This window comes from Pseudovibrio sp. Tun.PSC04-5.I4, assembly GCF_900104145.1.
Lineage (GTDB): Bacteria > Pseudomonadota > Alphaproteobacteria > Rhizobiales > Stappiaceae > Pseudovibrio.
Genome location: NZ_FNLB01000006.1, coordinates 2492501 through 2513854, shown reverse-complemented (window position 1 = coordinate 2513854; position 21354 = coordinate 2492501). Strand labels below are relative to the sequence as shown.

General features: G+C 49.5%; 25 protein-coding genes (1 of these 25 running past the window's edge). 12 read left to right on the top strand and 13 right to left on the bottom strand.

Translation table 11 applies throughout. From position 1 onward, the window contains the following. Positions 1–3: 3 nt before the first annotated feature. Positions 4–981 (bottom strand): 2Fe-2S iron-sulfur cluster-binding protein, encoded by a 978-nt coding sequence (locus BLS62_RS16950; RefSeq protein WP_208990913.1) that lies wholly within the window; start codon positions 979–981, stop codon positions 4–6. 162 nt (positions 982–1143) lie between these two features. After that, positions 1144–1962: a methyltransferase domain-containing protein gene (locus BLS62_RS16945; protein ID WP_093183053.1), complete on the bottom strand. Its 819-nt coding sequence runs from the start codon at positions 1960–1962 to the stop codon at positions 1144–1146. A gap of 204 nt (positions 1963–2166) precedes the next feature. Between BLS62_RS16945 and gltS the strand changes: the two genes are divergently transcribed. Next, the gene (gene gltS, locus BLS62_RS16940) at positions 2167–3384 is read left to right on the top strand and encodes a sodium/glutamate symporter (RefSeq protein ID WP_093183050.1); all 1218 of its coding nucleotides are present in this window, start codon (positions 2167–2169) and stop codon (positions 3382–3384) included. Here gltS and BLS62_RS16935 read toward each other — a convergent pair whose 3' ends face one another. Continuing rightward, positions 3385–3861: a hypothetical protein gene (locus tag BLS62_RS16935; protein WP_093183047.1), complete on the bottom strand. Its 477-nt coding sequence runs from the start codon at positions 3859–3861 to the stop codon at positions 3385–3387. A gap of 280 nt (positions 3862–4141) precedes the next feature. Here BLS62_RS16935 and BLS62_RS16930 point away from each other — a divergent pair, with 280 nt between their 5' ends. Continuing rightward, positions 4142–4711 (top strand): DJ-1/PfpI family protein, encoded by a 570-nt coding sequence (locus tag BLS62_RS16930; protein WP_093183044.1) that lies wholly within the window; start codon positions 4142–4144, stop codon positions 4709–4711. Between the two features lie 207 nt (positions 4712–4918). On the opposite strand, the gene BLS62_RS16925 is transcribed toward BLS62_RS16930, so the two are convergent. After that, on the bottom strand, positions 4919–5347 hold the full coding sequence (locus BLS62_RS16925) for a cysteine rich repeat-containing protein (protein WP_093183041.1): 429 nt from the start codon (positions 5345–5347) through the stop codon (positions 4919–4921). A gap of 24 nt (positions 5348–5371) precedes the next feature. Beyond that, positions 5372–5671 (bottom strand): hypothetical protein, encoded by a 300-nt coding sequence (locus tag BLS62_RS16920; RefSeq protein WP_093183038.1) that lies wholly within the window; start codon positions 5669–5671, stop codon positions 5372–5374. Positions 5672–6101: 430 nt separating this feature from the next. On the opposite strand from BLS62_RS16920, the gene BLS62_RS16915 reads away from it, so the two are divergent. Further along, a complete protein-coding gene (locus BLS62_RS16915; RefSeq protein ID WP_200798532.1) occupies positions 6102–7094 on the top strand; it encodes a GumC domain-containing protein in 993 nt (330 codons plus the stop codon). A gap of 76 nt (positions 7095–7170) precedes the next feature. Beyond that, positions 7171–7644, top strand: coding sequence for a RidA family protein (locus BLS62_RS16910; RefSeq protein WP_208990912.1), 474 nt, complete (start codon positions 7171–7173; stop codon positions 7642–7644). Between the two features lie 69 nt (positions 7645–7713). Here the strand turns inward: BLS62_RS16910 and BLS62_RS16905 are convergent, their stop codons facing one another. Next, positions 7714–8634, bottom strand: a complete 921-nt coding sequence (locus BLS62_RS16905) for a LysR family transcriptional regulator (protein ID WP_093189073.1) — start codon at positions 8632–8634, stop codon at positions 7714–7716. 120 nt (positions 8635–8754) lie between these two features. On the opposite strand from BLS62_RS16905, the gene BLS62_RS16900 reads away from it, so the two are divergent. From BLS62_RS16900 to BLS62_RS30820, 3 genes are all read left to right on the top strand, one after another. Then, entirely contained in the window at positions 8755–9678 is a 924-nt protein-coding gene (locus tag BLS62_RS16900; RefSeq protein WP_093183032.1) for an SDR family NAD(P)-dependent oxidoreductase, read from the top strand. Between the two features lie 34 nt (positions 9679–9712). After that, on the top strand, positions 9713–10096 hold the full coding sequence (locus tag BLS62_RS16895) for a DUF4345 family protein (RefSeq protein WP_093183029.1): 384 nt from the start codon (positions 9713–9715) through the stop codon (positions 10094–10096). A gap of 602 nt (positions 10097–10698) precedes the next feature. Then, on the top strand, positions 10699–11154 hold the full coding sequence (locus BLS62_RS30820; RefSeq protein ID WP_143521580.1) for a hypothetical protein: 456 nt from the start codon (positions 10699–10701) through the stop codon (positions 11152–11154). 25 nt (positions 11155–11179) lie between these two features. On the opposite strand, the gene BLS62_RS16880 is transcribed toward BLS62_RS30820, so the two are convergent. Further along, positions 11180–12163, bottom strand: a complete 984-nt coding sequence (locus BLS62_RS16880) for a GlxA family transcriptional regulator (protein ID WP_093183020.1) — start codon at positions 12161–12163, stop codon at positions 11180–11182. A 92-nt stretch (positions 12164–12255) separates the two neighbouring features. On the opposite strand from BLS62_RS16880, the gene BLS62_RS16875 reads away from it, so the two are divergent. Both BLS62_RS16875 and BLS62_RS16870 read left to right on the top strand, forming a co-directional pair. Next, the gene (locus BLS62_RS16875; protein ID WP_348271868.1) at positions 12256–13053 is read left to right on the top strand and encodes an MBL fold metallo-hydrolase; all 798 of its coding nucleotides are present in this window, start codon (positions 12256–12258) and stop codon (positions 13051–13053) included. A 1-nt stretch (position 13054) separates the two neighbouring features. Further along, positions 13055–13480, top strand: coding sequence for a nuclear transport factor 2 family protein (locus BLS62_RS16870; protein ID WP_093183014.1), 426 nt, complete (start codon positions 13055–13057; stop codon positions 13478–13480). 63 nt (positions 13481–13543) lie between these two features. Here the strand turns inward: BLS62_RS16870 and BLS62_RS16865 are convergent, their stop codons facing one another. After that, positions 13544–14239 carry an orotate phosphoribosyltransferase gene (locus tag BLS62_RS16865; RefSeq protein WP_093183009.1) on the bottom strand — a complete coding sequence of 232 codons (696 nt, stop codon included), beginning with the start codon at positions 14237–14239 and terminating at the stop codon, positions 13544–13546. Between the two features lie 143 nt (positions 14240–14382). Beyond that, entirely contained in the window at positions 14383–15429 is a 1047-nt protein-coding gene (gene pyrC / locus BLS62_RS16860; RefSeq protein WP_093189071.1) for a dihydroorotase, read from the bottom strand. 391 nt (positions 15430–15820) lie between these two features. On the opposite strand from pyrC, the gene BLS62_RS16855 reads away from it, so the two are divergent. Together BLS62_RS16855 and BLS62_RS16850 are read left to right on the top strand one after the other, a co-directional pair. After that, positions 15821–16501, top strand: a complete 681-nt coding sequence (locus BLS62_RS16855; RefSeq protein WP_093183005.1) for a nucleotidyltransferase family protein — start codon at positions 15821–15823, stop codon at positions 16499–16501. 150 nt (positions 16502–16651) lie between these two features. Next, entirely contained in the window at positions 16652–17308 is a 657-nt protein-coding gene (locus BLS62_RS16850; protein ID WP_208990911.1) for a nucleotidyltransferase family protein, read from the top strand. Positions 17309–17424: 116 nt separating this feature from the next. Here the strand turns inward: BLS62_RS16850 and BLS62_RS16845 are convergent, their stop codons facing one another. The 4 genes from BLS62_RS16845 to BLS62_RS16830 form a co-directional block, all read right to left on the bottom strand. Continuing rightward, positions 17425–18633, bottom strand: a complete 1209-nt coding sequence (locus BLS62_RS16845; protein ID WP_093183002.1) for a hypothetical protein — start codon at positions 18631–18633, stop codon at positions 17425–17427. A 132-nt stretch (positions 18634–18765) separates the two neighbouring features. After that, entirely contained in the window at positions 18766–19554 is a 789-nt protein-coding gene (locus BLS62_RS16840) for a creatininase family protein (protein WP_093182999.1), read from the bottom strand. Positions 19555–19622: 68 nt separating this feature from the next. Continuing rightward, positions 19623–20216 carry an NAD(P)H-dependent oxidoreductase gene (locus BLS62_RS16835; protein ID WP_093182996.1) on the bottom strand — a complete coding sequence of 198 codons (594 nt, stop codon included), beginning with the start codon at positions 20214–20216 and terminating at the stop codon, positions 19623–19625. A 14-nt stretch (positions 20217–20230) separates the two neighbouring features. Further along, positions 20231–20689: an Lrp/AsnC family transcriptional regulator gene (locus tag BLS62_RS16830; RefSeq protein ID WP_093182993.1), complete on the bottom strand. Its 459-nt coding sequence runs from the start codon at positions 20687–20689 to the stop codon at positions 20231–20233. Positions 20690–20955: 266 nt separating this feature from the next. On the opposite strand from BLS62_RS16830, the gene BLS62_RS16825 reads away from it, so the two are divergent. Then, a protein-coding gene (locus tag BLS62_RS16825; RefSeq protein WP_208990910.1) for a citrulline utilization hydrolase CtlX crosses the window boundary here: on the top strand, positions 20956–21354 show its 5' end (the start). The gene runs 609 nt beyond the window's last position; only the first 399 of its 1008 coding nucleotides appear in the window; it begins with the start codon at positions 20956–20958; the stop codon falls past the right edge of the window.

The following is a 21354-nucleotide window of genomic DNA, read 5'->3' as shown; positions in this document are numbered from 1 at the left end:
GCCTTATTCCGCAGGCTCCAAAGTTACAGCGTCCGCATTGGCGCCTACTGCGGCTTCCCATGGTTGAAACTGCGGGATACGCGCATAAGTCGCTTGTGCGTCAACAAAAACGCTTTCCAACCCGGCAATGAAACTGCGAGATCCTGCTACATAAGCCATATCAAATTCAGTTAGATCTGGTAGCAGGTTTTTCAGATTAGCCTCTGCAGTTCCGCTCTGCAGGTCTGCAAATACCGGCAGAAGTCCACGCCGTTTCAACCAGTTGAACACCTGCTGAAACTTAGCGTCCTCCAGCGATCTATCCAGAATAAGGACCTTCTCTCGGCGTGGTTGCCCCATAACAGAGCTAAGCGCAATGGCCCAGATTGGAGCAAGGCTGTTGGGGCCAGCGACCATAATCAGGCGTTCATCATCGTGGCCAAGGAAAGAGGAGCCATAAGGGCCAGTAATCCCAACGCGCCCTTTTACATCGCCCTTTTTCACCAGCATTGCAAAAAGGTCGGGGGTGGTTGCTTCTTCAATCAGGAAGATGAGTGTGTTGAACTCAGTTCCAGCATCCAGCGAAAAACTCGCGGAAAGGTTGATCCGCTCATGTCCGCGAAATTCCACGTGATAGTATTGGCCCGGCCGCCATGAAATTGGCTTCGTGAAACTCAGGCGCAGCTCGTATAAATCATCTGATACTTTGCGAAGAGCGGAAACGTGACCTTTGAGCGATTGCAGACCAGAAGAGGCTGGCAGCATGATTTCAGCATCACCGGCAACTGTTGCCTTGCACGCCAATACTGTACTTTTCAGTCGCGTTCCATTGGCCTCCACATTGCCGGATATAACCGTCACTCGAGAGCTTTCGCAGACGCAGGTCCCGCAATCACAGTGCAAAGAAATTCCAGCTCGCTCGGCTGCTTCTAAAAGCCTTTCACCGAGTTTAGCTTCAACCTGTTTGCCATTAACGCTCAAGTTTGCGATTGCGTTGGTCATGGGTGCCCTTGCCAGTCCGTGTCTCGACGGAAATGTTCACGGTTGTGCAAAGTATAGAACCACACGTTGATATGATAGGGAAAATATCAAGGAGAGAGCATACATAAATACAATTTTAACAATTTATAATACTCTGCCAACTGTGGTTCTATAAGGTTTGCACTAGGTTTCCTCAAATGCTGCAAGCACAAGATGGCCCGGTACCGGTTCACCTTGTTCATAGCGAACAATGATAGGGGAGAGATCGAGGATGGAGAACCCGCGCTTTTCCAGCAGATCGCGTAGATAAGCTTCAGCATGTGCAAAACGGTGATATTTGCCAACCATAAAACGTTTATCGCCCAAAATATCGTCCGGCAGCGTTTCAGAAGAAAACGCGAAAACGCCCTTATTCTGAATATTGGCGGCAACACCGGAGAAGAACTCTTCCAGCTCTCCCATATACGGCAGTACATCCGTTGCGACGATCAGGTCCCAGCGCTCGGCTTCATCCACCTTCAAAAACTCGACAACTTCGCCTACATAGAGGTCGTCGTAAAGTTCCTTTTCGTCGGCAATTTCAACCATGCCTTCGGCAAGGTCTACACCGGTTTTGTGCGGCACAAGATCACTCAGCGCTTCACCGGAAAGACCTGTACCACAGCCCAGATCAAGCAATCGCTTAAACGGACCAAGGCCCAGCTTTTCAATTTTGTCGCGAACCATCAGCGGAACGGAATAGCCGAGCTGGTCCACCAGCACCATATCAAACACTTCAGCATGTTGATCAAACAGCGTGCTTACATAGGCATCTGGCGCTTTGGACGGTGCATCGCCCTTGCCCATGCTTGCAAGGCGAACCGCTGCGCCCCCGTGATCTTCAGGATCAAGCTTCAGGACATCCTTATAAGCTTCCGCAGCAGCATCAAACTTGCCGGATTTTTCGAGATCCAAAGCCCGGTTATAGGCTTCGGCAAGTGCTTCATTGTCAATTTTGGTCATGGTGAATAGTTTAGTCGCCGTATTATTGAAAGATTTGGCTCTTCCTTACACCTCAACCAAAGAGAAATCTATGCAGACCTTAAGGTTTTGTTGCCGCATCGGAGTAACCAAATGCAAATAGTGCAGTTAAAATCCGCAATTCACTTTTAAACGGAGGGTGAGGCCGAGCTGCTAAAGCCTATGCTGGTAAACAGTGAGGTCAGGATGGATGGAACGGAAGTACAACTCATCGAGATTGATCCGTTTACGACAATCACGGTTGCGATCCTTGTTTTGTTTGTGGGGCGTGAACTTGTTCGCAAAAATGAAGCCCTCCGAAAACTGACCATCCCTGACCCTCTGGCAGGTGGTTTGCTCTGCGCGATCCTCGTGACTGTGCTTACTGTCTGGTGGGGTATGAAGTTTCAGTTCTCAACAGAACCGATCGATTTCTTCCTGATCTACTTTTTCGCTGCTATCGGCCTGCGTGCAAAAGTGAGCGATCTCCTGACCGGTGGCAAACCACTCATCATTCTTATCATTATCTCCTCGGTGTTCCTCGGCATACAGAATTTCGTAGGCATGGGCGCTGCCACTGTTTACGGTTATCCCATCCATACGGGCATCATTGCCGGTTCGGTCTCTCTTTCCGGCGGAGTGGGAACCACATTGGCATGGGCACCAATTTTTGCCTCTGAACTTGGCGTGGCGAATGCTCAGGAGATTGGCATCGCCTGTAACACAGTAGGCATCGTTTCCGCCTGTATCATCGGTGGCCCCATCGCCCAGTACCTCATGCGCAAGCATAAGCTTGCCGGGTCTCACGATAGAAACGAGGCTGTCGGCCAGAATTTCGAGGATGAAGGCAAACTCACCCTGCATTATTATGATGTGTTGGGAGCCGTATTCTTCATCAACCTCGCCATCTTCTTCGGCTATATTCTGTACCTTGCACTGAAGGAAGCTGGTGTTGTTATTCCGTTGTTTGTACCAGTCCTCGTGATGGGTATTTTCATCAACAACGTGGGTAGAATGCTTTTCCGAAACTACGATAATTTAGGGCGAGAGAAGGGCATGGCCATGATCTCGGATATCAGCCTAGGAATTTTCCTCAGCATCGCACTGATGACTATGGACCTCCTCATCGTCTGGCAGTTTCTCGGCTTTGTCACGCTGGTCATGTCGCTGCAAATAGCGCTCGCCATTTGCTATTCACTCTTCATCGTGTTCCCCGCTATGGGCAAAGACTATGATGCCGCAGTTATTTCAGCGGGGTTTGGCGGTATCGCGCTGGGCTCAACTGCAACGGCTGTGTTGAACATGACCTCGGTCACACGGCAATTCGGCGCTTCTCCCAAAGCATTCCTCATCGTGCCGCTCACATGTGGGTTCTTTATCGATCTGATGAACACGTGGATCATCTCGAACCTGATTGCACTGTAGTTACGGTCTGATGAGCAAATAGCGTGAGATTACAGCGTATGGACCTGCCTCAAAGTGGGTCAGCTCCATGGTGTCGGTATTGATCATTCTGCCTTGCATGGTGCCAGTATCAGGATGTTCCACCAGTGTGAGCGATGTTCCATCCCAGCCGATCATCCCGATCACAGGTTCTTTTGATTGTGAGACCTCGGAAATTCCATTGTGATCGCGACCAGATCCGGGACTCACTTGCCAGAAAAATACGCCCTCCAGAACCGGCCCGGTCTGCTCCTCAATCCGTAAATAAGAGGGGCCGTCTTCCTGTGTCTGGATATCACGATGCCAGAACACCGCGTCCTTTTTGATCACGACCCATTGCCCAACAAGCTCAGGATATTGTGAGGGTGGGCGACCATCCACGGCAAAAGCAACAAGCGTGGCGCACCCAAGCATCAAAACTGCGACTGCAGCCTGCACTGGAAGTTTCCATTGCCCCATCTACTCCTCCCGGACTTTTTGTTAAGTCCTAGGGCACCATATCCACACCAACACCTAAACCCTTGGGATATAAGTTGGCAGTTCAGATTAAGGAAAACCGCTAGATAGTCTTGGGAGAACATTCGGGGAAAACAAAGACCCTTATCCCGCTAATCTGTTGGGCCTAACTTTCCAACTTGAGAAAATCAATGGAAAATACAAATAGAACATAAGAAGAACATTGTAACTCTCCGAGGGTGGGTATAGGCTCAGGCCCAGATTGTTTAGTAGGATATTGATAATGACGAAATTGGCTGTAATTCTCACCCAAGGGTTTGCGGATTGGGAGTATGCATTGGTCGCGGGTACTGGCGGTCCATTCTTCGGCTTCGATGTCCAGTTTTTTGCACCACATGCAGGAGAAGTGCGCTCGCAGGGTGGACTTGCCGCTGTAGTTTCAAATCGACTGGAAGAAATAGCCAAATTTGAACCTGCGGTGATTGTAGTTGTAGGCGGTACGATCTGGGAAACAGACGAAGCGCCAGATATTGCGGAGCTGCTTAAGGCGCAACATGCCAATGGTGGTGCCGTTGCCGGCATTTGTGGAGGTACTTTGGCACTTGCTCGCGCTGGGCTGCTGAATGAGACAGCACACACATCAAACAACGCTGAGTTTCTCACTCAGAATGCAAAAGGGTATTCCGGTGCTGAGCAATATCGCGACAGTGCAGCAGCGGTTTCCAGTGATAGAATAATCACAGCACCGGGAATAGCTCCCGTCAGCTTTACTGCGGCCATTTTTGAAAACGCCGGGCTGAATACAGAAGCTCTCCAACAATTCAAAAGCATGCTTGCTGCAGAGCATATTTAAGCAGCGTACAACATGTAGAGATGAGGTATCGTTGCTGTCTCTAATGTAATCAGTTCTTTAAGCGGATTGGGAAAGGCACAAGCCCAATCCGCTTTACTGTACATATTTCCAATATATTCTGAAGGCTTGCCTGAACAGCGAGTGTGAGCGCTAAGTTGGATTTCACAGCCCGCTGCATCGGGCCAGAAAAGCGGCCATGTGAACGGGTTAATTCAGGCCAAACCTCTCCGCAAAGCCAGCTGCAGCTGCTTGGCATTGAGGCGTCACATCAGATTTTTTTTCGGCCAAGCATGATAGAATACGGCCTCCGCCGAATGCAACATCAGAACATTTTTCTTCAATATCCGGCGCGCAAACTGTCATAGTTTCATTGGCGCTTGCAAAGAGGTAATCCATCGCGTCTGCGAAATCGATGATTGCCTTTGAACATCTATCGCTAACCTGATCCTCATAGGCATACATACAGGCGAAAAGCCTCCCTTGTCCGGGATTAACCTTTGCGCAGGAAGTCTCTATTTCTGTCTGACAAGCTTCCAACATTCCTTGGACGGGGCCTTCTTGCGCCGCAGCAGTTTGACCAAAAGTCATCATAAGCAGGCCGAGACTGAACACGGCCGTTCCAATCGATTTTATCATGCTATCGCTTCCAAGCTGCTGAAATCACGGATTAACTACGACGTAGACGGTGACGCCATTTTCCACGACGGGCCGGTAATAAACGCCGCCGCAATTGAAATAGGCGTTGTAAGGCCTGCATCCGGCAACGGATTGACGTCGATTGACGCGTCGTGATGTTCTGCGCGACGTTCGGCGAGCTGTGTTTCGAGGAGCGGTTTGCGCCTTGGCAGCACCAACAGCAATAAATAAAGATGCCCCGGCGGGAAGGGATGAAAGGTTGATTTGACCTGTATAGCCAATCGAAAACGCGAGGAGGGCTGCAGCAAAGATTTTTGTTCGCATCGTGTGTATTTTCCTTTGATTGCTCTGCGCGCGGATTGAGGGGTATCGTATGTACCGTCTTTTATTCTTCATTAAGATGCAGGAGTAACGCGCACGTCGCTGACGCATCTGGCCAGAGCACATCCAATGCAATTGCACGGCCCGACCGGATCGACTTCCTCCTCAATGATTGTGGATAAATATTAGGGTTCCGTAGCTGCTCCGTATTGCGTTTTATGTAATGGAGAATAAATCGTGGGTGGACTCCAGAAATGCCGATATACGTTTAGAAATCGTGGCCTCACGTGCATCAACTTTGTTCAAAAGTTGAGCGGTTTTCTTCTAAATGTCTTCACTGAGCTTCCCTAATCCCAACGTCAACTGCCCAAAAGCCAAGCATAATGGCGCGTCAAAGCGACAGCTGTAACCGGTTTATGTCTGGAGTTGCTACATGCCAGAATTAGACGACGCAACAAGCTCCAATCAAGTCGAAGTTTGGATCCACGCCGTATTCAAGGAATGTCAATTACAATGGCAGGAACCTGCCAAGGAGTACCAGCGAGAGGAACAGGAAAGCCTGAAAGCTGACGATGCAAAATCAGCAGCCAAACATATCGCTTATTTGAGACAAAAATCCAAATCTACGTATGCCCAACGCTCTGAAATCGAGGACAAAGCCAAGTTTGATCGGGCCTTGTCAGCGCAGCTCAGGCTATTTGATCAGGCATATGTCGCGGTAGAAAGTAACGTAGACAAAGCTGCGGCCAATACAGATCTCAAAGACATCAACGATGCAATGGATGACGCTGTAAAGCAGCTGGAGTTCATGCGGGATGCTTTGGAAGCCGCGGGTAACTCACCCGTTAAAAACCCGGAAGAAGCCATCGCCGAACTTCAGGCCAAGCTTGAAAAAGCCGAGAGCGACCTCAGTGAAGTGAGTAAGCTGGGCGATGCTATGGAGCAGGCCGAAAAAGAAGAGTTCGACGGCATTTATATGGAAGCAAAAGAGTGCTTGGATCAGTCCAAAAAGACGCTTGATGCAGATAACTTCCTGGAGGCTGAAGAGTTACTGGATCAAGCCCAAGCCCTGATGGAGGACCTGCAACCCGGCAACAGTCAGGATACGGCTAAACGGAAGAAAGAATATCTGGCCGCCATTGAGGATGCCAAAAAGACCATTAAGAACCTGTCTGCCAAGCAAAGCACTCTTAACGGTTCAGACAATGTCAAAGACTTCACCAAGCATAAGAAAGTTGCAAATGGCTTGATCAAACACGCGGAGACAGCTCTCAAAAACGGCAAGGTGAAAGCAGCCCGACCCGATATCCCGAAACTCAAGAGCGTCGTCGAAAAAATAAAAGAATGCTTCAAACCGAATGACCAGAACAAGCCCACAAGCAAAAGCGCGGCCAAAGGGAAAGTGGAAAAAGGGTCTAAATCGTGACGCGTCAATGTCTGAAAACACCTGAGTTGAAACGGCTCCTAATAATAAAGAAGAAGGACAATTCATGAGCATCCGGATGACTTTAGCAGCGTTGTGTACAGCTGCACTCTTAGGCAGTCCTGCTTCTGCTGCTACCTCTGATCTAAAAACGACGATTAATCCCGACCACCTTCCGGATACAAGTAAGTCAGGCTTCTCCCAAGCTGTGGTCGTCTCCCCAAAGGCAAGTATTGTCTATGTCGCTGGTCAGGTTGGTATTTCCAAGGATGGCCCGAATACCTTCAAGGATCAGGTAGATAGAACCTTTGAGAACCTGATTGCTGTTTTGGAAGCTTCTGGCAGCAGTGTAGAAGATGTCGTCAAAATCACAGTCCTGATAAAAGACCATGATCTGGAACGCCTCAATTACGTAAACCAGAAGCGCCGTGAGATCTTCGGAGCAAGCCCGCCAGCCAGCACCCTCATCCCAGTTCCAGCATTGGCGATCGATATAATTGAGTTTGAGGTGGACGCAGTGGCGATAGTACCAGTGAAGGATGCCACCAAGTAAAGTTGGTCGAGGGAGTTCGCTCTCTTTTTACGAGACTTTCAACTGGTGAGTGGCAAAAACTGCAGCTGATTAGCTGCCATTGGTCGTGCCGGAAACCCAGAACTCGTTGCGTCTTTGGGTGATCTGCGCGGCAATGAAATCAACGAACAGCCTGACCCGAGCCGTATTGCGGAGGTCCTTGTGCAACAAAAGCCAAATACTGCGGTAGGGCAGAGGTTTCTGGAACGGTGCTCTTATGAGATTGGGGTGACGGTCACCCAAATTGCAAGCCAGATAGGCCATACCCAACCCCGCCGCCGCAAGTGAGATCAACGGAACCAATTCAGAAACCCTGTGCCGAAGAATTGCTTTCGGATAGCTGCTTTTTGCTATCCAAGGTGATGTCGTGTCTCCATCCGGTTCGTGCCAACCGATGAAGCGAAGTCCTTCACCGCCATTATCTTCAATTTGTGCAGCATAGTCTCTTGTACAGTAAGCCGCTTGTGACATTTGCACGAGCTTGCGCCCGACAACATCCTGAGTAACCTCGTTCGCAATCCGAAAGCTGACATCTGCCTCGCGTCTGGTCAGATCGGCTACTTCATTAGTGAAATTCAGGTTGAGTTCAATATCCGGATATTTCTCCGCAAATGAGACCAAGTCATCCATAATCGAAGTCATGGTCAAGCCGTGAGGCATGGTGACATAGATTGTTCCGCTGGGAATAGCGTCCTGACCGACAATTACGCGAGATGCTGCGGCCATTTCCTCTTCAACCCGCTCCGCATGAGGCAATAACTCTTCACCTAGCTGGGTGAGGACAAGGCCCAGTTTCGACCGGTCAAACAACCGGCTTCCAACTCTCTCCTCCATAATCGTTAGTCTGCGGGCAAGCGTTGTGTGGTTTGCGCGAATGCTCTCAGCCCCACCTCGCAACGTTCCAGTCCGTGCTACAGCGAGAAAATATTTTAGGTCTTCCCAATTGAGAGAATGGCTTTCTTTCAGTGTCATTGGCATGGCCGTCCTGGTTCATTTTTGAAACACCATGTCCATTTTTACCCGTCTACACATCAATATTCAACCACGTTACTTATTTGTGCAGAAGCTCCAATCTGGAAAGGTCGCACAAAAATGAACCCGATCAATACAATCCTGATAACCGGCGCCAATGCCGGGCTTGGTCGCGAAGCAGCTCGCCAGCTTGCTCAGATAAGTACAGTCGAGAAGATCTATCTCGGCTGCCGTAACAAAGCGAAAGCAATTGCAGCTCAAGCTGCATTAGAGGCCGAGACAAAACGGAAGATTTTCGAAATCATCCTGATGGATGTGATGGACCCTGCATCCGTTCGCAGCGCGGTTGCAACGCTAAAAGCTCCGGTGGATGCTGTCATCCTCAATGCCGGTGGTATGGGCGGGAAATCCTCCTATGCCCTGACAGAGCACGGTGTAACAAATATATTTGCGGTAAATGTTCAGGGTCATGTAGTGCTCATTGATGAGATGCTGGACCGCCAACTGATCACCTCCACAGTCCTGTATGCCGGTTCTGAAGCTGCTCGCGGTATTCCGAAAATGGGAGTTAGCCGCCCCAGCCTAGAGAACCCCACTGAAGATACATTTCGTGCCATCGCTGACGGCAGAACGTTCAACGAGAAGAGTGACCCGATGGATGCATACGCCAGCGTCAAACTGACGGCAGCATTGTGGATGTCATCTATGGCCCGCCAACACCCGCATCTTCGCTTTGTAACAATGAGCCCGGGCGGAACAACCGGCACCAATGGAATGGATGACTTGCCGTTTATGAAGAAGCTTTTCTTCAAACATGTCGGCGGTATCTTAATGCCTCTCTTTGGCATGATGCACGGCGTGCAAGATGGTGCCAGGCGCTATGTGGATGGCTTGATGAACCCCAAGTTCAAAAGTGGTTATTTCTATGCCAGTGCAGGAGCAAACCCTGTTGGCAAAGTCGTTGATCAGGCCACGCTGTTTGCCGGGTTGGGCAACCACTCCATTCAAGACAGTGCCAATCGCGCTGTGCATCAACTCTCATAACCACGGAACATTCCCTCACTTCAGGAGAGATAAAATGGAATTCTTACTTCAAATCCTTGTCGGTCTGGCAAGCCTCATGCTCACTGGTCTGGGCACAGTTTCAATGTTTGCCCCTGCGCGGATGGTGAAGAACTTCGCCATTGAACCAATTGGAGTGGCTGGCCTCAGTACCATACGGTCGGTTATTGGTGGGTTCTTCCTCGCCAGTGTTGCTTTACTCATAATCGGATTAACAACCGGCCAAACCTTAGCCTTTGTTGCCGTGGCAATTTTTATGGGGGTCACCGCCTTCGGTCGTATTGTGGGACTTATGCTTGATGGTTTTGACAAGGCAGTCATTCCACCTCTACTCGTGGAACTCGTCATAATCGCAGTGCTTTTAACTGCATACTCTCATTCAGCTGCAATCATTGTCTGAACCCATGCCAATTACGCAAGTGATCAGCAAAGTCATCATGAGCTTAGTTACGCATAGCAGTCATTACACAAAAAACGCAGGGCACTTGCTCTGCGTTTTAGTTTTGAAAATCCAACTAGTTTCCAGATCGGCAGCTCGCTCATGCCGTCGTTAGCGGCGGACCATTTCAGTGGGGTGTTGAGGGCGTCGGTTACTTCATTCAGTAACTCAGGGTATTCGCAAGTTGGGGTCTTGAAGGATGCCCTCAATACTTTCAAAGATCAGGTTGATAGAACCTTGGAAAACTTGATCTGAGTCCCAACACTGGCGATGGCCCTAATAGAATTCGTGGTGAATGCCCTTGCGACCGTTCCAGTGAAAGGGGCGAGGGATAATGAGGCGCGAATTACCAACTACTTTGATTTTGATCAGGAAGGGCGTCTCGCTTAGAGATCAATTTTAAATTTTCTTGCTCAATAAATGGTTTTGAGTGCAGAAGAAGTGGCGGAAAATATATGGATTTTGCCTTATCCAGCTATATATACCACTATTTTAAAATGTGAGTTTTCAGACACTAAACCTCCAAGTATTCGTACTCATATTTTCCGTCTATTGGTTTTACAATGAACAATAAGAGCATAAATACACATACCTCAACGAGTAATGCCAATACGGTTGTTCTGGCAAGGGCGCCAATCTCCTCGGGATTGATATTGGGTGTTATACCCTTACCTGTGCATTTCTTCCTTCCTTTAAACATATCCCACCAATTCGCAGCAATTGTTCTAGTTCTTATTGCTGGAGTTTATATGGGATATGCATTTAGAGACGGTAGAATGCATGTAATCCTGATTGAACTGGGCGTGGCGTGCTTGTTTGCAGCAGCAGGATTGTTAGGAATAAATGGGTATCCAATAGCGATAGTTTTTGCATTTTCTGCGCATGGTGTGTGGGATGTATTGCACCATAACTTTATTGATACCCAAATGCCTCGTTGGTATATTCCGTTTTGTGCGGTCTATGATTGGGTTGCTGCTTTGGGGCTCCTCTTAATCTGGACGGTCTATTTCCCGAGTTAAACAATACTGCATGGTTGTCCATGTCCTATCTGCGAAATTTCTGGCGGTATTGGGCTGGCGAAATGCCAACTTGTGCGAGGAAGGATCGACGGAAAGAGTTTTCATCTGAAAAGCCTAGGGCCACAGCAACTTGCGTGATTGGAGTGTTGGTATACTCCAATTGTGATTTGGCGCGCTCAGTGCGAATATTCAAAATGAATTGCTGAGGTGAAAGAGAAAGTTCTTTCTGGAAATGTCGCAGAAGGCTGCGGGCGCTCATGCCCAGAAAATCGGCTAGATCTTTGGCCTTAGCTTTCTGAGAAGATAAATTGTTCTGCACCCATTGATCTGCGCGCTCAATAATCTCATCTCTCGTTTTTTCATGCCAGGGAATAACAAAAGGTTGTTGGGAGCGTCTGTTCTCTTCTATCACCATGAAACGCGCGCATAATCTGGAGAGAGCAGGCCCTTCAAGGCGGTTGATCAAATGTAAGGCAAGATCCAAGGAAGATGTTCCTGCTGCACTTGTAATTACGTTGCCCTCGTCGACTAAGATTTCGTCACCGAGTAGATCTATTTGAGGGTAGGTAGAGCTAAATTCTTTCTGGGTCCACCATGTTGTTGTTGCTTTCTTTCCATCAAGAAGTCCAGATGCTGCCAGCAGAAAAGTACCTGTACAACTGGCAGCTATAATTGTCTCTGCCTGAGATAACCTTTGTAATTCCTGCAATAATTTTGTGCGTTGAGCAAATTGGGTGGAGTATTGAGGCGCGGTGGCCGTGCCTATACCAGGCAAAAGCAACACGTCTGGCTCTTGCATCTCCTCAATTACTCCATCTGGAAAAACCAGAATACCATTGGAAGAACGGACAGCCTTTCCATCCAGAGTGTAGGTTCTGACACGGAATGGTGCAACTTCATCTCCTTTTTCTTTGGAGATCCGATTTGCTGTTTCAAACATATCCGCTGGCCCGAAAACAGAAAGGCCGAGGAAGTCTTCAAGCAGCAATATTGCAATGTTTGATGGCATGTTTAATTTCGCGTTTGGCGGTTTATGTATGTTTTGTGTCTTATCAGACCATATCACATCTCATGATGAGAACTAGGATGGTCCTAAGATAAATGAGGCTAGCCAGCATGAAACTCCACTTTCTCCGAAACGCAACATTTATAATCGAGCACAAGAAACATCGAATTTTGGTGGATCCTATGCTTGGCGCGGTGGGTACAATCCCAGCCCTTAGCTTTATTCGGCATAAGCGCCAGAGAAACCCCTTGGTTTCGCTTCCAGATAGCGCCCATGAGCAACTTGGCGGTGTTACAGCTGCATTAATTACGCACTGTCAGCGTGGGCATTCTGATCATCTGGATGCAGCAGGGAAAAAGTTATTGCTGTCTCGCAAGATTCCAACCTACTGCCGGGCTGATGATGAGACGTTTATTGGAAGATTAGGCATCCCCACGGTTCCATTGCTGTTAATGCAGCGGCAGCGGTTTCTTGATGGCTACATCACACCCATACCAGCAGTCCACGGATATGGCTGGATAGCCAAGCTTATGGGCCCGGGTTCCGGATATTTTATCGAGCTCCCAGAAGCACCCACCTTATACATTTCTGGAGATACTGTCCTGACTGAGGATGTCCAGAATACTCTGATAACTCAAAAGCCAGAGATTGCCATTGTTGCTGCGGGTAACGCCAGTGTTGATATCGGCAAACCGATCCTTATGACACCTGAGGAGGTTTTGGAATTCACAAGGCTGGCTCCTGGACGAGTAATCGCAAACCATTTGGAAGCTCTGAACCACTGTCCCGTGACGCGAGAACAGTTGAGGAGGAAAGCTGTGCGGATGGGGCTACAGAACAAATTGGAAATTCCATTTGATGGAGAGAGCATAACTTTTAGTGAGGAGAAGTAAAATGTCTAAAGTCGAAACTTTATTGCAAAACTGGATCGCCTCCGCAGAGGCAAAAGATGTAAAGAAAGTGACTGCACTGCTGGCGCCTGAAGTGGTTGTGTACTCTCCTTTTTTGGAAAATGAAGTCAAAGGCATTCGGGAAGTCATGGCTGTATTCTCTGCCTTTTCTCAAGTCACAAAAGATTTCCATTACGGTCGCTATTGGATACGCGGCGGCTCAGCCGTTTTGGAATTTAAAGCTCGTGTTGGGGACGCTGACATTCATGCCGCTGACATCGTGGAGTTCAATGAAAAAGGGCAGATTGTTCGCTTCGACATTCTTGGAAGGCCCGCATCCAGCCTCACAAAATTGGGAGAGGCAGTAAAGGGTTACCTTGATACGCTTCCCAATACTCTCAAAGCCCCGGAAGCATTGTTAAAAAACTAAAAAAAGACGCAGGGTGGGTGCCCTGCGTTTTAAAGTTCAATAATTTGATTGCACGAACCGGCTCTAGAGCGGTAGCTCGCTCACGCCGCCGTTGGCTGCGGACCATTCCAGTGGGTTGTGTAGGAATTTTTCTACTTCATTTAGCTTTTCAGGGGTGAAGTAGTTGTTGGTGCGGCACACCTTCAAAATGTCATGCCATGTGGCAAGGTAGTGCAGGTTTACGCCGTGCTCTGCCAGCTTTGCCTTCGTCCCCGGGAAGATGTCGTAGTAAAACACCACCAGAGTGTCAGTCACTTCGGCACCAGCAGTGCGCAGTGCTTCACAAAACTTGATCTTGGAGCCGCCATCGGTGGTCAGGTCTTCCACCAGCAGCACGTTCTGACCCTCGTGAATGTCGCCCTCAATCTGCGCATCACGGCCATAGCCCTTTGGCTTTTTGCGCACGTATTGCATTGGCAGCGCCATTTTATCGGCAATCCATGCAGCAAACGGAATACCAGCCGTCTCGCCGCCTGCAATGGCGTCAAATTTTTCAAAGCCAGCATCACGCAGCAGAGTTGCCACAGCAAACTCCATCACGGTGCCGCGAATACGCGGGTAGGAGATCAATTTGCGGCAGTCAATGTAAACCGGGCTCGCAAGGCCAGATGCCAGAATGTACGGCTCTTCTGGACGGAAGTTCACCGCCTTGATTTCCATAAGCATTTTAGCGGTAAGTTCCGCCATCACTTCACGGTCAGGAAAAGAATTGGAAAACATCGCGGTCCCTCTAGTCACAGTAGGTGGCCAAAAACGCGCCTTGAAAAAAAGGCTTTGGGCCTCTCTCAAAACACGCGTCTGTTCATTAAGAAAAAGCAGCTTGCCCCGGCCATATTAGGTGCAAACTGCTTTGAAACTTCTATTTAGTTTTCAACCTTCCAGAATAAATCATATCCCGGATTGAAAACGGTTACCGGCCCATCCGGTGTTGGAATGTGAGGCGGATAACTCACCTTCTCGCTCATCTTCACCAGATCTATCGTCGCCTCATTGGGAGCCAGACCATAAAACGCAGGGCCGTTGAGTGAGGTAAACGCTTCCAGCTTATCCAGCGCGCCTTCCTCTTCAAACACATGCGCCAGACAGCTCATGGTGTTGACGGCAGTGAAGATACCCGCGCAGCCACATTCGCAAAGCTTGTTCTGGTCAAGATGCGGTGCACTGTCCGTACCAAGGAAGAAACGCGCATCCCCGGAAGTGGCAGCTGCGCGCAAGGCAAGGCGATGCTTCTCGCGTTTTGCCACGGGCAGACAGTAGAAATGCGGCTTGATACCACCAACGAGAATGTCGTTGCGGTTGATGATCAGGTGATGCGTGGTGATGGTCGCAGCCAGAGTGCCCCCACCGGATTTAGCGTAGTTGACGCCTTCCTCCGTGGTGATGTGCTCCATAACCACCTTCAGTTTCGGGAACTTGCGGCGGATCGGATCAAGCACGGTTTCAATGAACACCGCTTCCCGATCGAAAATGTCCACATCTGAACTGGTGACTTCGCCGTGTACGAGCAAAGGCAGGCCGATCTCAGCCATGCGCTCCAGTACACCGGCCACCTTGTCAAAATCAGTCACGCCGCTTTGGGAGTTGGTGGTCGCGCCCGCAGGGTACAGTTTCACCGCAGAGATAAGGCCGGATTTTGCAGCCGCTTCCAAATCATCCGCATCTGTCGTCTCAGTCAGGTACAGGGTCATCAACGGGGTAAAGGCGTGGCCTTCAGGCATCGCAGCCAGAATGCGCCGCTTGTAGCTGGCAGCATCGGCGCTGGTCACAACAGGTGGCACCAGATTGGGCATGATGATGGCGCGGCCAAAATTCTCGGAGGTGGAGGGAAGAACTGACTCCAACATGTCACCATCGCGTAAGTGCAGGTGCCAGTCATCTGGCCGTCGAAGGGTCAGGCGGGTCTCAGTCATAATCGTGCTCCGTATGGTCGAAAGGCTGCGCGGTTCCGGTTTAAAACCCATTGGTGCAGGATCTCAAGACAAAAGTGTGGCCTGCGCCGATCTCGCATAATTACGTATCTCAGGGAAGTAGCACTTAGGACGAAAAGCGCGACGTCAGAACGAGATTTCTGGCGGAAGGTATTAATCCCTATCCACACCTTTCCCGTAAAGCTTCACCCCGCACGTTTCAAGAGCGAATCTACCTGTCAATTACCAGAGAAGGACAAGCCCCAAATTTACATGGATTGATTTAGCAGACGTACAACCATAATGTTCTTCATATGTACTACATTAATTCTTTTTTTGTTCCAACTCGCCACAACGATTCATCTCCATTTCTCAAGCAAGACTATTTGTTTTTATGACAGCCTTAGTAAGTAAGTCGTTCTCATCGGCCAAACCCACTCCCAAGGAGAAGATCACCTCCTTGCCAACACGCGTTTCCCCTGTTCACTACGGCGCAGGTGAGCAGGGGCGCGTGTACTTCATTGAGGAAGTCATCCGCTCCACAATCCTCAATGATCTGCTGAAGATCCTACGAGATGCTCAGTTGCCAGATGCATGGCTGGCATCCGGGGCGATCTACCAAAGCGTATGGAACGCGTTGACGGGCAGGGATCCAAACCACGGCATCAAAGATTACGACCTGATCTACCACGACGAGACGGATCTCTCCTATGAGGCCGAGGACCGCATCATCACCCAGCTCACCACCGCCTGCGCACCGCTGGGTCTGCCGGTGGAGATTCGCAACCAGGCGCGGGTGCACCTTTGGTTCCCGCAGCATTTCGGCATCGACTACCCCAAGCTCGGTTGCTCACTGGAATCGCTGCTCTACTACGCCTCCAAAACCCACGCCGTCGCCGCTCGTCTGCATGAGGATGACCGCCTGCAGATTGAAGCACCGTTCGGGCTGGAAGCTATCTTCCAGATGCAAATGCTGCCCAACCCCGTGTTGCCCAACCGGAATACTTTCCTCCGCAAAGGTCAGCGCCTTGCGGAAAACTGGCCGGAGCTTCAGGTCCTGCCTTGGGAAGATTGACAAGGGACACGCAGGAGAATTATCATTTGCGCTTGTGATTGATCCGCAATATTGTTTACCAAACGCCCATCCGCCCAATGGATTATCTCATTGGAATATTTTAGTAGTTAGATAGAATAGAAATAAACCGGTGCAGGCGTCTTCACGGCTATGCGTAAAACAATGCGTCAATCAGTTCTTGCGAGCGAAAATCTGGAGTTCTTGAACCAGAATGCTTTGGCAGATCCTCACAACACCAGTGAGGATGACCGTAAACGCGTTCTCGAACTGATCCTGAGAACCAACTCAAATCTGATTTCCGCCATGAAAGGCATAGGCTCGCTCAAGCTGCCGGACTGGTGCGTCTCTGGCCCAAGTATCGCGTGGCCCCTTTGGACTGCACTTCAAGGCGCGCCGGCATTGGCTGGCAACCATCAACTCTACGTCACTTATTACGATCCCTCGCCAAACGCTCTGGAGAAAGAAGTCACCTATCTGCGCCACATGCGCCAGATCCTTGGTTCAGGTCCTTATCAGGTCCACCTCTCCAATCACGCTGGCGCTTATGTGAATCATGAGAAGGGGACGCTGGGCAACGGCACGCAGGTGAGCTGCACAGCAGAGGCTTTGGTCAAAGACCCGGTGCAAACCTATGCAGTTGGTGCGCGAATGGAAGCCAACGGCAGACTCTCGTTCCTTGCTCCATATGGGCTCTCCCTGCTGTTCTCCATGAAAATGGAACGCAACACTGGATACTGCGATGAGGAATATTACCTCTACAAACTGCGCCGCGTCGAAGCGATGTGGCCCCGTATGAGCTTTAACTAGCGTACAGCCCCGAAAAGCGGTTACGGCTGAGAACAAAGACGTAAAACCAGCGCGATAAAGCAGGTCAAGCGATCCAACCTCATGGCAAACTACCTTAAAGAGCCGCCGCCTAGAAGCTAATCAGCACGGGCCGGTGCAGTGAGATACCCGCGCTCCATCAAATGCACCATGAGGCCGAGCGAAAACGGTAGATCCACCCCATCATCATACTCACAGCTTCCAAGCGGCGATCCATCGGGGCAAACCCGGTTCTGAAAACCGTTTGCGTCACCTGAGCTGAGCGTTGATGCATCCAAAACCGCCTGTGCGCCGTCGCCAAGTCGCGCACGCACAGCAGCCCATGCTGCCAGAAACCCGTTCTCTTTCCATAGGGCCTTATTTGAATTGGCCATCTCTTCCAGTTGCGTCAACTCGGTCTGAAACTCCTTTTTGTAGGCGGGGTCTCTGTTCACATTCGTCAACTCATCAAAATTCAGCTTTTCGATAAACAGAGGCGCAAAGCTCCCGGCATACGAGGCGAATAAGTACAAAAAGCTGTTGTCACGGCTCATAAGCTCAGGAAAACCGTCCCCATCAAGGTCGTCATAGTCATACCCATAGCCACCATCCAAAACACTGCCATTAATCATCATCCAGTGGCCATCGCGGTTTTGCGTGATGATGCTTTGTTCAATGCAACAATGCGCGCCACCAGTAAATTGCTTGATGACAACCTGCGGGTAATCGGTCTCGGCAGCAAGGCGGATAAAGTCTACGGATTGGCCAAAATCGGGCCGGTATTCGGCTTGGGTTTCAAACGAGAAAGCCTTGGCATCTCCGGTCCAGCCATCCACGCGTATCTTGGAGGTTTTGGAAAACTCATCGGTTTTGTCAGTTTGCGAAACAACCAGCTCGGCAGCAATACGCAACCCCTCCAACTCAAAACTGTGTCGTTTCTGGCTTTCAAAATCCCCATAAAGATACAATTTAGGCATCCAGACAGTTTCAACATACCGCTTTCCGCGAGAAAGATAGGCATCATCTGCAAGGGAGATTGAAAGCTTCTGTTTAGCAAGACGAATGCTTTTGAATGGAACGGGTCCAATCACCACGCCAAACCAGCCGTTTTTGGAAAGCACAACACGCAGTTTGTTTTCAAACGGCGTGCCTTGCAGGGCCTCGCGGTGGTCCTTTGCAATTTGAATGGCTTGAGCAGAATCCTGACGGCTTGCAACAACCAGCCATCGCTCACTGCCACTTAGGCTCAAACCGTCTTGTGCGGGCGCGAGTGAAGGGAAACAGACCGCCAATAAAACAAAAACAGAAAGCATTCTCAAAATTCGCACGGAAAATATCTCCAGACACAAACACACATAAAGTGAATATATAAAAATAGGCAGCCAAACAGTTGGATAGGAAGAGCAGTATATAACCATACCGCTTAGCCAGCAGCCATGGTTATTTGGGGGTGCTCTCCCTCAATTAAATCGGTCAATATCGAAGTTCGCAGTCTCCTGCAAAAACTCAATAAATCCATCAACCTGATGCTCTGCGGTGCGCCGGCCTTTTTCTGAGCTTGCATTGGCTGCGTTGCCAACAGTGCCATGGGGGTTCAGATCAGAGGTGATCCAGCCATAAGAAGGCAAGCCCGTGGGTCCAAGATGTGCGTTTTCATCCAGATCCTGCGCAGAGGACCGAAAATCCTGCGCGTGCTGCATGTCCACAAGGCCAGGGCGAAAGTGCAGCATCAAAGATGTTTCTTCATCCCCTCCATGCACGCCAAATTTCAGCTCATCTGCGCTATACAACCCATCGGGAGCTCCAAAACTGGACCAGTGACACTTGCCAACCAGCATTTTGCATCGAATACGAAGCTCACGCGCCACAATGCCAATCAGGTCCAGATTACCCCCGTGTGAGTTGGCGATAATCATCTTGCGTATGCCGTAACGGGCAACCGAAATACCAATATCAATCCAGTATTTGGCAGCTGTGTCTGCTTTCAACGAAAGGGTTCCGGCGGCATGAATATGCTCATCGGCCTTGCCAACGCATTGCAGGGGCAAAATGCGAAAATCGGGTGCGGCAGGTGCCCGCGCACACAAGGTTTCAAGCATACCCTGGTTGATGTAGCTATCCACTCCAACAGGGAGATGCGGCCCGTGTTGCTCAACCGAGGCTGTTGGCAAAATGGCAATAGTCTTTTGCGGGTCGATATTCTCAAAATCGGTGGTTTTAAAATCCATCCAATAACGATGAGGAAACATAGCGAGCACCTTTGTTATCGTCAGTCACTCAAACGTCGCCGCGCCACCAATCTAAAGTGAAGCGGTCGCTATGCTTTGCAAAGCCCTCGTGTTTTCCGGTCAATCTTTTGCAAGTGCCGGTGCCGGGATTTGGCTGTGGAGCTGTCCATATTATAATGTGCAACATAGCGGGTTTTCACCCACGGGCTGCAAAGCAAACGCACTCCACGCAATATGGTCTTCTTGCCGGGAGTACCAATTAAGAAACTAAGCCATTTTGGCGCACCGCAGGTGGTAAAAACGGCAAGTTTCTTAATGTTCTGCAAACTTGGTTTAATCGCACCGTCTTCCGTCAGTTTAAAAGCAACTCCCGGTACAAACACACGGTCAAGCCAGCCTTTAATCATCGCCGGTAATCCGTACCACCAAGTGGGATACACAAAGATGAGCGTATCGCATCGTTGGAGCGCTTCAATATGCCGTTCAAGTCCGCGTTGGTTCTGTGAGGTGTCCATATATCCACCCAGCTCGCTGTGGGTCAAAACAGGCTGAAAGTCCTCTTCATAAAGATCAATCACGTCATACGTCACTTGCTGGTAATCAAGTGTACCCAACACCTGTCCCAGCACAGCTTTGCTGAAGCTTTCAGAGTTGGGGTGGCAATAGACAATCAGAGCATGCATTTTTGTGTTCCGGCTCAAACTGAGTTCAGCAAAATACTGGTCTTGCTGTTCAAAATTCCATCAACCATACGAACCTCGCTCAAAACGCGATCAAATGCGGATAAGTTGGCAGCTTGAATATTCGCGATAAGATCCCAGGACCCGCTGATGCTATGAAGGCTTTGTATTTCAGGTATCCCATGCAAAACCTTGATGACAGATTTCGCCGCTTTCCCCTGAACTTCAATCATCATGATCGCGCGGATTCCGTCCAGTCCGTAATCTTCCCTAACTCGAACGGTGAATCCCATAAGAATACCCGAGGAAAGGAGCCGGTCTAATCGGTTTTGCACGGTCCCACGAGATACCTTCAGTGTGTCAGCGAGTTTGGAAAGCGGAGCCCGGCCATCTTTGCGAAGAAGGGCAATTAAATCACGATCCAGCTGGTCATATCCAGCAGGTGCAACCGCAACCGGGTGCATAGTTTCTGACATTTTGTTCAATAGCCCTATACAAAGTGAATAGTTTTGCCTCAATATTTACATAATTTTGTATATATTATCTAGCATGCTTTCTAGTTACTTTTCTAGAGAGGTGGTCATCTGGTATCTTGAGGGGGATAGCAGAGGCAAATATCACCTGTTACGTGACCACTTGTTGGTACGTTCAAAGTAACGCTCAAAATTCTCCTCAAAAACAAAGGACTGTCTGCGCCCGGCGAATGCTGTGGTGTGTAACTCATCAAATAAGAAGTAGAAAAATGACGATTCACAAACCCAATTTTCGTTCAGTTCAAGCTCCTTCTGCTGTTGTTATGGTCCGGCCTTTGTTCTTTAGCGTGAACAAGGAAACGGCTCAGGATAACTCTTTCCAGCACATTGGTGAGACAGAGGCGGACATTGATCTGGCTGAACAGGCGTATGTTGAAATCACAACAGCCGCTGAAGAGCTCAATAGGCTAGGTGTTGACGTCCATTTGTTTGATGACAAAACCAGAGAAACACCGGATTCAGTGTTTCCAAACAACTGGTTTTCTACCCATCCAGGTGGGCACGTCGCTATCTACCCAATGCATGCTGAAAGCCGTCGCAAAGAAAGACGCAGCGACATCATTGAGATGTTGAAGACAGATTACCGTGTGCAGGATGTAGTTGATTAT

Coding starts and splice junctions, on each gene's coding strand:
- BLS62_RS16950 (WP_208990913.1), bottom strand. CDS start 981: ATGACCAACGCAATCGCAAACTTGAGCGTTAATGGCAAACAGGTTGAA.
- BLS62_RS16945 (WP_093183053.1), bottom strand. CDS start 1,962: ATGACCAAAATTGACAATGAAGCACTTGCCGAAGCCTATAACCGGGCT.
- gltS (WP_093183050.1), top strand. CDS start 2,167: ATGGATGGAACGGAAGTACAACTCATCGAGATTGATCCGTTTACGACA.
- BLS62_RS16935 (WP_093183047.1), bottom strand. CDS start 3,861: ATGGGGCAATGGAAACTTCCAGTGCAGGCTGCAGTCGCAGTTTTGATG.
- BLS62_RS16930 (WP_093183044.1), top strand. CDS start 4,142: ATGACGAAATTGGCTGTAATTCTCACCCAAGGGTTTGCGGATTGGGAG.
- BLS62_RS16925 (WP_093183041.1), bottom strand. CDS start 5,347: ATGATAAAATCGATTGGAACGGCCGTGTTCAGTCTCGGCCTGCTTATG.
- BLS62_RS16920 (WP_093183038.1), bottom strand. CDS start 5,671: ATGCGAACAAAAATCTTTGCTGCAGCCCTCCTCGCGTTTTCGATTGGC.
- BLS62_RS16915 (WP_200798532.1), top strand. CDS start 6,102: ATGCCAGAATTAGACGACGCAACAAGCTCCAATCAAGTCGAAGTTTGG.
- BLS62_RS16910 (WP_208990912.1), top strand. CDS start 7,171: ATGACTTTAGCAGCGTTGTGTACAGCTGCACTCTTAGGCAGTCCTGCT.
- BLS62_RS16905 (WP_093189073.1), bottom strand. CDS start 8,634: ATGACACTGAAAGAAAGCCATTCTCTCAATTGGGAAGACCTAAAATAT.
- BLS62_RS16900 (WP_093183032.1), top strand. CDS start 8,755: ATGAACCCGATCAATACAATCCTGATAACCGGCGCCAATGCCGGGCTT.
- BLS62_RS16895 (WP_093183029.1), top strand. CDS start 9,713: ATGGAATTCTTACTTCAAATCCTTGTCGGTCTGGCAAGCCTCATGCTC.
- BLS62_RS30820 (WP_143521580.1), top strand. CDS start 10,699: ATGAACAATAAGAGCATAAATACACATACCTCAACGAGTAATGCCAAT.
- BLS62_RS16880 (WP_093183020.1), bottom strand. CDS start 12,163: ATGCCATCAAACATTGCAATATTGCTGCTTGAAGACTTCCTCGGCCTT.
- BLS62_RS16875 (WP_348271868.1), top strand. CDS start 12,256: ATGAGGCTAGCCAGCATGAAACTCCACTTTCTCCGAAACGCAACATTT.
- BLS62_RS16870 (WP_093183014.1), top strand. CDS start 13,055: ATGTCTAAAGTCGAAACTTTATTGCAAAACTGGATCGCCTCCGCAGAG.
- BLS62_RS16865 (WP_093183009.1), bottom strand. CDS start 14,239: ATGTTTTCCAATTCTTTTCCTGACCGTGAAGTGATGGCGGAACTTACC.
- pyrC (WP_093189071.1), bottom strand. CDS start 15,429: ATGACTGAGACCCGCCTGACCCTTCGACGGCCAGATGACTGGCACCTG.
- BLS62_RS16855 (WP_093183005.1), top strand. CDS start 15,821: ATGACAGCCTTAGTAAGTAAGTCGTTCTCATCGGCCAAACCCACTCCC.
- BLS62_RS16850 (WP_208990911.1), top strand. CDS start 16,652: ATGCGTAAAACAATGCGTCAATCAGTTCTTGCGAGCGAAAATCTGGAG.
- BLS62_RS16840 (WP_093182999.1), bottom strand. CDS start 19,554: ATGTTTCCTCATCGTTATTGGATGGATTTTAAAACCACCGATTTTGAG.
- BLS62_RS16835 (WP_093182996.1), bottom strand. CDS start 20,216: ATGCATGCTCTGATTGTCTATTGCCACCCCAACTCTGAAAGCTTCAGC.
- BLS62_RS16830 (WP_093182993.1), bottom strand. CDS start 20,689: ATGTCAGAAACTATGCACCCGGTTGCGGTTGCACCTGCTGGATATGAC.